Source organism: Streptococcus sp. HMSC072G04 (assembly GCF_001813295.1).
In the GTDB taxonomy this organism is placed as follows: Bacteria; Bacillota; Bacilli; order Lactobacillales; family Streptococcaceae; genus Streptococcus.
Genome location: NZ_KV812018.1, coordinates 25,149 through 35,489 on the forward strand (window position 1 = coordinate 25,149; position 10,341 = coordinate 35,489).

Genomic DNA, 10,341 nt, shown 5'->3' on the forward strand with positions numbered 1-10,341 from the left:
TTTATTTCCTTTATTTCTATTCAAACATGTTATCGAAGACGAAGGTTTTCTATTTCAAAAAGATCACTTCAAACCTTGCAATTTTTCCAATACAACTTCATAAACATCTGTCAAGCTACCAAGATCACGACGGAGTGAAAAGGTCTAGTAGACCTTTTCAGCCTGAGTCCTTTTACTTGAAAGACGAAGGTTTTCCGTTTCAAAAAGATTACTTCAAGCCCTGTAATTTCTCCAACACAACCTGATATACATCCGTTAAACTGCCCAAATCTCTACGGAAAACATCCTTGTCCATATGGTGCCCTTCAGCATCCCAAAGGCGGCAGTTATCTGGAGAGAATTCATCCGCCAAGATGATCTTGCCATCCTTATCAAAACCAAATTCCAATTTGAAGTCAATCAAGCGAAGACCAATTTGTGCAAACCAATCCTTCAGCAATTCATTGATACGACGCGTTTCTTCCTTAATATAAGCAATTTGTTCATCATTGGCAATATCCAAAAACTTCACATGCTCATCATTGATGAATGGGTCATCCAACTCATCGTTTTTATAGTAAAATTCAACGATTGGAGTCTCCAACTCCAAACCTTCTTCCACGCCAAACCGTTTTGAGAAAGAACCCGCTGTCACATTACGAAGAACCACCTCCAAAGGAATAATTTTTACTTTCTTGTTGAGTTGTTCTGTGTCAGAAATACGTTCGATAAAGTGAGTAGCTACACCCGCAGCATTCAATTTTTCAAAAATAAGAGACGAAATCTGATTATTTAGCACACCTTTTCCCTTAATAGTCTCCTTACGAGCACCATTAAGCATGGTTGCCTGGTCCTTATAGACCGACTTAATCACATGTTCGTCCTCAGTAGTATAGATATCCTTAGCTTTTCCAGTATAAATCAGTTGATTGGTCATGACTTTGTTCGCCTTTCGTATTTTATCACCTTCATTCTATCACATACAAAGCGTATTTTCAATAAAATTCCGTACAATATAAGCAGAATCCGAATAAAAGGGACAGAAAAAAAGATCATCCAGAATAATCTCTGAACGATCCCTTTTTCATTAGTGACCAGCAGTTCGTTTTTCGATATAGTCGACAACATCCCCTACTGTGTTAAATTCATCAATAGCCTTGTCCGGAATCTCAATTTGGTATTCATCCTCAAGATTGATAATAAATTCCATCAATTCAACAGAATCCGCCTGTAAATCCTTACGTAAGTCAGATTCCAAAGATACTTGAAAGTCTGGACCCTTGCGATCTTTGAGAAATTCCTCAATTGTAGCTAAAATTTCGTTTTGTTTACTCATACATTACCCTTCCTTCGATAATTCCTTCACTGATTTTCCAACAACATCTGTCTCTAACATGGTCCGAATCTGACGAATCGTGCTATAGACAGCTTTGGCATCACTCGAACCATGCGTTTTAACAACAGGTGCTTGAAGACCAAACAAGACCGCTCCTCCAACATCTGAGAAATCCAAGGTTTGCTTCAATGATTTCAAACGGTCCTTGAGCAGAAAAGCTCCCAATTTCGCCTTCCAGTTTCCAGTGGCAATCGCTTGTTTCAATTGCTTCAAGATTCCAAAAGCCGTTCCTTCCATCGTTTTCAAGACAGCGTTTCCCGTGAAACCATCCGCCACAACGACATCAGCAACACCATCCATCAAGTCACGCGCTTCCACGTTTCCAACAAAATGAATCGACTCATCCTCAGATAACAATTGGTAAGTTTCCTTGCGCAAAGGGTCTCCCTTACTAGCTTCTGTCCCATTGTTCAATAAACCCACGCGCGGTTTTTGAATCCCACGAACATTTTCAGCATAGTAGGATCCCATCACAGCATACTGATGCAAGTGCTCTGGTGTATTTTCCGCATTGGCCCCTAAGTCTAGCATATCATAGCCACGACCATCAACCGTTGGAAGTGTCGACATCAAGCCAGGGCGTTCCACCCCTTTGATGCGGCCAACGATAAAGAAACCAGCCGCCAATAGCGCACCTGTATTTCCCGCAGATAGCATGGCAGCGACCTTACCATCCTTCACATCCTTGGCAGCTAAGACCATCGAAGCCTGTTTTTTCCGACGAATGGCCCGCGTTGGCTCATCATCTGAATCGATTTTTTCTTCCGTATGCACAATCGATACACGTTCTGTTGCGGTTAAATAGTCTTTGATTTTTGCCTCATCGCCATACAAAACAATCTCAATATCATCAAAATCACGAATGGCTTGATTCACACCTTCTACCAAGGCTTGAGGTGCATTATCGCCCCCCATTGCATCTACCGCAATTTTTTTCATATTTCACCTCCAGATGAATCTTTCATAATCGCTCCCCAATCACTCAAGGAATCGATAAACTTTTTAGCTTTTAAATGGATCCCTACATACTCCTCATACAACTGATCGATTGCCTGACGTAGAGCTGCTTTCATCTCCGCTTGTAGGGAAATCGTCTCTAACTCACTGAAACGTACTGCTTGAAACTGATCCAATAAATAGAGAACATTCGGATGCCAGTGAGCGCGTCTCTCATCCCGATCATAATGATCTGGACAAAGGACCCCACTATAGCGAAAAGAGTAATCAAAAGGAAGTCCAACCCGATGACAGAAACAGCATTCATGCAGATTCAAGATAACTCCAAATCGTGATAGAATCTGAATCTCAAAAATATTGGTTAAAACCTCATAATCCAGTCCCTCTTCCATCAAAGACAAGGTCTTCTCCAAAAAAGCAAACAGAGCCGGATCCACCTGATTATCCTGAATACTTGCATCCGCAAGCGCCAGAACATAGGTCGCATAAGAAAGGGCAAAAAGATCTGCATTGATTTTCTTATAAACCTGCACATCTTGAAAATCATCAATATAACTCAACCCATCATCATTGATTTTCAACAACATATCTGCCGTTACCAAAGGTTGCAACATGGGATTCAACCGTGATTTTCCCGCATGTTTCACAAAAAACATCCGCTTCCCTGACTTCTCTGTGAAGATTTTGACCAGCTTGTCATCCTCACGAAACTCCCGATTATACAGGACAATTCCCCGGGTCTCAATTGACTCCAGCATGTTCTTCCATATACTCCTTCAAGCGTTTCATTGCTTCCTTGATAACCTCCATGCTGGCTGCATACGACAAACGCACATAGCCTTCACCATATTGACCAAAAGCAGCACCAGGAATGAAAGCAACTGCTTTTTCACGCGCAAAATCCTGCAAGAAAGCAAAGGAATCTTGATTATAACCAGCTGGGATTTTAGCAAAAATATAAAAAGCTCCATCTGGCTTAATAATCTCAAACCCAAGCGCGGACATCTGTTCAATAATATAATCGCGACGCTTCACATATTCCTTCTTCATCGGCTCCGCATCATCTCGACCTTCCGTCAAAGCTTCGATCGCAGCATACTGGTTCATGGTTCCAGCAGCAGTAACCAAATACTGATGGCTCTTGATAAGTTGAGCCGTCAATGTAGCTGGGGCAAAGACAAAGCCAAGGCGCCAGCCTGTCATGGCATGAGACTTAGATAAGCCATTAATGACAATAGTCTGCTCAGGAATGAAGGATGCCATAGAGACATGCGCTTCTCCAGTATAAGTCAGCTCTGAATAGACTTCATCACAAATCACAAAGACTTCATATTTTTTTAAGACAGCAGCTAATTCTGCCATCTGTTCGCGCGAATAAGTGACACCCGTTGGATTAGCTGGATAATTGAGAATAACAGCCTTCAATTTTTCACCCTGCTCTAGAATCGCCTTTTCCAACTTTTCAGGAGTCAAGACAAAACGATCTGCTGTCGTATCAATTTCAATAATCTCCGCCCCAACCAAATTCACAATCGGTTCATAACCAGGGTAGGCCGGTGCTGGGAGGAGCACTACATCTCCAGGCTCCAAAATCGCTGTCAAGGTTGCAGATAGAGCTTCAGTCGCACCAATCGTCACCAATATCTCATCTTCAGGACGATAGTGAATACCATATTTATCCGCCACAAATTGACTCGCAGCCTCACGCAAGGCCAATAAACCACTCATCCCAGTGTAATGGCTAAAGTTCGCATCAATGGCAGCCTTTCCTGCTTCTTTTACATGTTCAGGAGTTGTAAAATCCGGTTCCCCCAAAGTCAAACGCAAGACACCAGGAATGGAAGAAATTGATTGATCGAACTGACGAATCAAAGATACTTCAATCCGATTCAGATTTTTATTAAAACGTTTCGTTAAATCCATAGAACACCTCCAAAAACACTTATATTCATTATACTATAAATAGGACCCCATCGCAAAAGAACAAGCCAGATCCCCATCTTTTGATCATCATCAAAGGACATTTCAACAATCCTTCCATGCAAAAAAGACTTAGCAATGCTAAGTCTTTCAAGACATTATTGTTGACCACGTGTTGCCACGTATTTCAATTGATCTGCATGTTTCGCCACAAAATCCTTCATTTCTGAATCAGGAATTTGACGAAGGTAGAGGTTAGAACGAATGGTTTCATCCTCTTCACGACAAGTGGACAATACTAAATACTTATCAGATGCTTTGATCTTGATATTAGGGTTCTTCGTACGAGCTGACTCATAGATATTCTTCAATTGTGTCGTAAAATCATTGTCATCTGTAAAGCTTGTACGGTAGAAAGCAGTATCCTCTGGGACAATGACTAAGCCCATCACTTCATAGTAATATTTCCGCTCTGGTGTCTCAATCACAACATACGGATGTTGGTCCAAATACTCTTGTTTGTCATAGTAGTTGACATCGTTAAACATACGGTGATCGCCGACCTTACTACCACGAGCATGACCAAACAGCCAAGTCAAACGATCACTGAAGTCTTTCTTGTTATCCATATCCATGAAGACTGTCCCCATGTATGGCTCATTCCCACCATCAAACGTCTTATTCAAATAAGTTTCATTATCAGTAGTTTGTACAACAGGTTCATCCAACTCAGTACCCGGTGCATAGACATAAGCAATTGTCTCAGGGTTAACAGCTGTTAACTGAGCAAAACGATTTTTCAAGTAATCTTTTTCTTCTTGACTTGGTTCATATTTAGTTTCTTGCTTAGTTGAACTTGTTCCAGTTGTTTTTTTAGCCGTGCTAGATGACTTGCTTCCTCCAAAAGGATTAAAGAAAATAATTCCAGCAACAAGCACAACAACTGCAACAAGAGCAGCAATCACAAGACCCAATTTAGTTGAACTTTTTTTCCCAGCTCTTTTCATTTAGTTGATCTCCTTTTGATAATTTTTTCTAAAAAATAACACTGAACCCGAAGGTCCAGTGATATTTTACGAGCTAATTAATCACCAAATTATTTAACTGCGCTTGTTTTTGGAAGAGCTTTACCAGCTTGTTTTGAACCAGCTTTACCAGCTTCTGCTTTTTTAGCTGCTTCTTCAGCTTTAGCTGCGTCTGCTTTAGCTTGTTCTGGATTGATTCCATGTTCTTTCAAGTAACGAGCATTTTTTTGCTCTGGAGTTTCATTCAAGATATAGTAGTTGCCTTCAGCTTTCTTAGCTGTGTTTTGAATAGTTTGGAATTTTTGTACATATACGTTACGTACTTTTAAGAATGCATTGTTATATGCTTCATCGTATGCTGCTTTAATTTCAGTATACTTGTGGTCTCCACCTTCAACTGCATCCAAAGCTGCTTTAGCTGCTACTACTGCTGGATCAGCCGCTGCTTCAGCTTTAATTTCTCCCATGTGACCGTTAAGGTATTCTTCAACTGTACGAGCACTTACAAATTCAGATTGGTTTTCGTAAGCTTCACGTGAATCGTAAGCACCTGGAAGGTTAGCTCCACCATTTACTGAAGGGTTGTCATTTGCAAATGCTGGTGCTGCTGCAGCAAATACTGCAAGAGCTGCTACTGATGATAATAAAACTTTTTTCATTGTTTTATCTCCTTTATTTCTTTTCAAAAATTATTCGTTACTTCGTAACTATGACTAGTATACTAGGATATTCTGCCTATGTCAAGACTTTTTCCATTATTTTTTAAAAAAAGTTTAAGCTTTTGATCCATTTGAGATATAGAACTACGGATTTAAAACCATCTTGGAAAGACACTTTATTCATATATAAAAATGTATTTAAAAAATAGAAATCTTTTCTATCCTATTTTACCACCCCATTTTTTGGCAATCGTTTCTTGGGCAAACTAGGATCAGCCTTTGCTTCTAGTTCTTTAGCTGCTCGAACTAGTTTTTTCCGTTTCTTTTCTTTTTTTAGATTTTCCAACCATTTTCTGATTTCCATTTGTATTTCCTCCTATACAAAAGAGGCTGGTCTCCAGCCTCCTTATTATTAACATTTTTTGGCATTTCCGATTTCAAATAGAGGGGAAAGAGGACGATTTTCGTGAATGCGAACAATAGCCTCAGCTAGAAGTTTCGCAATCGAAATTTGCTCAATTTTGTCAATCAAACGATCCTCCGATAGATAAATCGTATCCAATACGACCAACTTCTTAATGGCTGATTTTTGGATGTTATCCATCGCTGGACCTGATAAAACAGGGTGAGTGCAGCTCGCATAGACTTCAACAGCACCTGCTTCTGCAAGGGCATCCGCGGCATGACAGATTGTACCAGCTGTATCAATCATATCATCAATCAAAATACAAGTCTTGCCTTCAACACTCCCAATGATATTCATCACTTCACTCGTATTCATCTTATCAACACTTCGACGTTTATCAATAATCGCAATCGGTGTCTTCAAAAATTCAGCTAATTTCCGAGCACGAGTCACCCCACCATGGTCTGGACTGACAACAACATAGTCTTTTCCAATCATCCCGCGACGTTCAAAATAGTCGGCGATCAGAGGCGCACCCATCAAGTGGTCAACGGGAATATCAAAGAAACCTTGAATTTGAGCAGCGTGCAAATCAATTGTCAACAGACGATCAACTCCAGCAACCTCAAGCATATTGGCTACTAACTTAGAAGTAATTGGTTCACGAGCCCGAGCTTTCCGGTCTTGACGAGCATAGCCGTAATATGGCATCACCACATTAATGGATTGCGCACTAGCCCGTTTCAACGCATCTACCATAATCAAAATTTCCATTAGATTATCGTTAACCGGTGAGCTAGTGGATTGCAAAATATAAACATCTTTCCCACGGATTGATTCTTCAATATTAACCTGAATTTCTCCATCAGAAAATTGACGAACCGTTGACTTTCCAAGCGATAGTCCCATTTCTCGAGACACACGTTGAGCCAATTCTTGATTTGACGACAAAGCAAAGAGCATTAAATCAGAAAATGACATGATTTCCTCCAGTAAAATCTAAAACCATATTGTACAGTCAGCACAAATTTCTCCTGTAATCATTTTATCGCTTTTTAAGCAAATATTCAAATATTAATTTATGGAAACTACAAAATCTATCACTACCTAAATTCTATCAAAAAAGAAGCAGAACAAATGTTCTGCTTCAGTGTAATTCTTAGTTTGGATAGATATAAGTAACAGTACCTTGTGCTGTTGTTGGGTTAAACCAACCACGGTAGTTACCAATACTACGGATACCATTATAGTTAGACTCAGAAACTTGGATGCTTGTTGTAGATTGAACGGCTGTAACAACTGCTACGTGTCCATATCCACCATCATTCCAACATGCAATGGCACCAACTTGTGGTTGAGATCCTGTACGGAATCCTGCTGCTGCTGCACTTGCTGCCCATTGTCCACCATTACCCCAGTAATCACCTGCCCATGGAGCCAATGTCTTCGCACCCCATGTACATTCACCAACTGGATAAGATGATGCAGATGTACTATAAGTTGGACGAGAAGTAGTTGCTACTGGTGCAGCCGCTGCTTGAGTTTGAACAGCAGGTTGAGCTGCTGCTTGAGTTTGTGCAGCCGCTGGTGTTGCAGCAGGTGTTTGAGCCGCTGCCTGAACTTGTGCTTGAAGAGTTGTATTAGCAGAAGCTTTTACAGCTGCTTGTTGTTCTTTTTGTTTTGCACGGTAAGCTGCTTCAGCTGCTGCCGCTGCTGCTGCTGCTTTTTCAGCTTCAGCTTTTTGTTGCAACAAAGCATTCTTTTCGTTTTCAGCAGTTGATTTTTCAGCAGCCAAGTTCAATTGTGCTACTTTCAACTCAGCTTCTTTTGTTGACAAAACTTGCGCATCATCTTCTAATTGCTGTTTGTTTGCAATGACAGTATTGATAGCATCGTTGTTTTCTTTTTGTTTTTGTGCAATATCTTCTTTGTCACGTTTTTGCTCTTGCAACATTTTGTTGTTAGCATCTGCGATTTCATTCATAGCAGAAATACGTGAGATAGCTTCTGTCAAAGATCCAGAGCTAACAATCGCATTAATATAGCTTGTTGCAGTCCCAGTTGTTTGAGCACTACGTGCTTGATTTGCAAGTGATTCTTGACGAGCAACAATATTTTTTGACAACTCATCGATCTCAGCTGACAATCGTTCAGATTCTTCATTCAAACGGTCATTTTCAGCTTGAAGATTTTCTTGTTGTTTTTTAATTTCAGATACTTGACCTTGAATTTGATCTACCTGAGCTTGTGCACTTTGTTGTTGTTGATTAATACTATTGATTTTGTTATCTTGAGCAGCAATCTTATCATCTGTTGAGTCAGCTGATACACCAGCTACGACAGCTCCTTGTGATAAAGCAACTGTACTCAATAAGATTGTGGCAAATAATTTTTTCTTCATTAGATAATTTTTCCCTTTCTAATAAGACACTAACTAGTATAACAAATTTTTACAAATTTTATGTTACGCTATTGTTACATTTTTATTTCGAGTTTATAAATAAATCTTTTCAAGTAAAGGCTGTAATACTATTAATAGAAGCACATTCAAAATTAAACTTGGAAAAATTTGGTAAATAATTAGTGTAATCCAGTTAAATTTTATGCCGATAAAAAGAATCAAAAGAAGATTTGTTAAAATCTGAAATAATAGAATCGTTAATAAAAATGTAAAAAAACGAGTCAATCGATTGACCAAAATAATCTGATTACACCGATAAAAAATCACCTGTAGTATAGGAAATACTATGAGTGCAATTCCTAGAGTGTGTAAAAAATACACATCAAAACAAAAACCAAAGAAGACTCCCCACCAAATACTAGCTATCTCAGAGAAATAGAGACTCAATAACATAAAACCATATAGAAATAAAAATGAAGTAGGTTCAAAGGAGTTTGGACAGAAACGAGAAATAAGAAAAGAGATCTGCCCGTCAACAAATAAAGATAAGAATAAGATTAAAGGGAAAAAATGGTACTTACGTATGACTTTCACACTACTCTCCGATCAATAGTACATAACGATTAACATCTAAATTAGCCTTTGGTTTCACACGAATTTCTTGACCTAACTGATCAGATGCCTTTTGAGTAGAAGTCACTGTACCAAGAGGCAAGTCACTACTCTTATATTTTCCTAAACCACTTGTTGAAACCAGAGATCCTTTTTTAATTTCAACTGGATCTCCAATTTGCAACAACCGAAACTCACCTGTCTTCTCGTCATAACCATTTAATAAAGCAAAAATAGATTGACCTTGACTCTCAATTTTAAACGTCAGATGTTGTGAAGAAATAGTATCTTCGACTAATAATTTCACTTTGCTAGAATTTTTCTCTATACTTTCTACCACACCAATGACGCCACCAGACGAAAGGACAAACATAGAATCAGAAATTCCATCTGAACTACCTTTATCAATAACAAATTCCTGATCCCACGAACCATAATTACGGTCAATAATCTCACTAACGACTTGTTTAGAACCCGATACAGAATTCTTGATTGACATCAAATCCTTTAATTCTCTATTTTCTGATTCCAAACGGTTAAGTTTTGACTGGTCAATATCCTTTTGATAAAGACGTGATTTTAACGAACGGTTTTCATCATTTAATTCAGATAAATCCTTTAAATCCTTTGCCTTAGATTCCACAACAACAAATGGTACCGATACGGCCTTATCAACAATAGCTAATATATCAGAAGATTTTAAAACAATCGAAGTTCTAACAGATGGAAAAAGAAATAAAATTCCTGAAACAGTTAAAACAAACACAAAACTAAAAATTTTAAAGAATCGATTCAAGAACATAGACAAAACCTTCAAAAATATAAAAAATAGTTTGAGATGACATCTCAAACTTGGAAATTATACGGAGAATGGGGGATTCGAACCCCCGCGCCGGTTACCCGACCTAACGATTTAGCAAACCGTCCTCTTCAGCCTCTTGAGTAATTCTCCAAAATGGGCACGAGTGGACTCGAACCACCGACCT

The 10,341-nt window shown here is 39.1% G+C and carries 12 protein-coding genes and 1 tRNA gene; all 13 read right to left on the reverse strand.

Going from position 1 to position 10,341, the window contains the following annotated elements:
- Positions 1-208: 208 nt before the first annotated feature.
- Positions 209-916 carry a phosphoribosylaminoimidazolesuccinocarboxamide synthase gene (gene purC / locus HMPREF2904_RS04955; RefSeq protein ID WP_070660572.1) on the reverse strand — a complete coding sequence of 236 codons (708 nt, stop codon included), beginning with the start codon at positions 914-916 and terminating at the stop codon, positions 209-211.
- Positions 917-1,066: 150 nt separating this feature from the next.
- Positions 1,067-1,315 carry an acyl carrier protein gene (locus HMPREF2904_RS04960; RefSeq protein WP_024054589.1) on the reverse strand — a complete coding sequence of 83 codons (249 nt, stop codon included), beginning with the start codon at positions 1,313-1,315 and terminating at the stop codon, positions 1,067-1,069.
- Between the two features lie 3 nt (positions 1,316-1,318).
- Positions 1,319-2,314 carry a phosphate acyltransferase PlsX gene (gene plsX, locus HMPREF2904_RS04965; protein ID WP_070660574.1) on the reverse strand — a complete coding sequence of 332 codons (996 nt, stop codon included), beginning with the start codon at positions 2,312-2,314 and terminating at the stop codon, positions 1,319-1,321.
- Positions 2,311-3,090, reverse strand: coding sequence for a DNA repair protein RecO (recO, locus tag HMPREF2904_RS04970; protein ID WP_070660577.1), 780 nt, complete (start codon positions 3,088-3,090; stop codon positions 2,311-2,313). Before recO ends, plsX begins: the two co-directional genes overlap by 4 nt.
- The gene (locus HMPREF2904_RS04975; RefSeq protein ID WP_070660579.1) at positions 3,074-4,255 is read right to left on the reverse strand and encodes a pyridoxal phosphate-dependent aminotransferase; all 1,182 of its coding nucleotides are present in this window, start codon (positions 4,253-4,255) and stop codon (positions 3,074-3,076) included. Before HMPREF2904_RS04975 ends, recO begins: the two co-directional genes overlap by 17 nt.
- 155 nt (positions 4,256-4,410) lie before the next feature.
- Positions 4,411-5,259 (reverse strand): class B sortase, LPKTxAVK-specific, encoded by an 849-nt coding sequence (gene srtB, locus HMPREF2904_RS04980; protein WP_070660582.1) that lies wholly within the window; start codon positions 5,257-5,259, stop codon positions 4,411-4,413.
- An 89-nt stretch (positions 5,260-5,348) separates the two neighbouring features.
- Positions 5,349-5,936, reverse strand: a complete 588-nt coding sequence (gene abpA / locus HMPREF2904_RS04985; RefSeq protein WP_070660585.1) for an amylase-binding adhesin AbpA — start codon at positions 5,934-5,936, stop codon at positions 5,349-5,351.
- A gap of 223 nt (positions 5,937-6,159) precedes the next feature.
- On the reverse strand, positions 6,160-6,300 hold the full coding sequence (locus HMPREF2904_RS11730; RefSeq protein ID WP_176744607.1) for a hypothetical protein: 141 nt from the start codon (positions 6,298-6,300) through the stop codon (positions 6,160-6,162).
- A gap of 48 nt (positions 6,301-6,348) precedes the next feature.
- Complete coding sequence (locus tag HMPREF2904_RS04990; RefSeq protein ID WP_070660588.1) at positions 6,349-7,323, reverse strand: ribose-phosphate diphosphokinase; 975 nt, start codon at positions 7,321-7,323, stop codon at positions 6,349-6,351.
- Positions 7,324-7,501: 178 nt separating this feature from the next.
- Positions 7,502-8,743 (reverse strand): peptidoglycan hydrolase PcsB, encoded by a 1,242-nt coding sequence (pcsB, locus tag HMPREF2904_RS04995; protein ID WP_070660591.1) that lies wholly within the window; start codon positions 8,741-8,743, stop codon positions 7,502-7,504.
- Positions 8,744-8,836: 93 nt separating this feature from the next.
- A complete protein-coding gene (mreD, locus tag HMPREF2904_RS05000; protein WP_070660594.1) occupies positions 8,837-9,337 on the reverse strand; it encodes a rod shape-determining protein MreD in 501 nt (166 codons plus the stop codon).
- Position 9,338: 1 nt separating this feature from the next.
- Entirely contained in the window at positions 9,339-10,157 is an 819-nt protein-coding gene (gene mreC, locus HMPREF2904_RS05005) for a rod shape-determining protein MreC (RefSeq protein ID WP_070660597.1), read from the reverse strand.
- A 62-nt stretch (positions 10,158-10,219) separates the two neighbouring features.
- Positions 10,220-10,307, reverse strand: a tRNA-Ser gene (locus HMPREF2904_RS05010).
- Positions 10,308-10,341 lie beyond the last annotated feature (34 nt).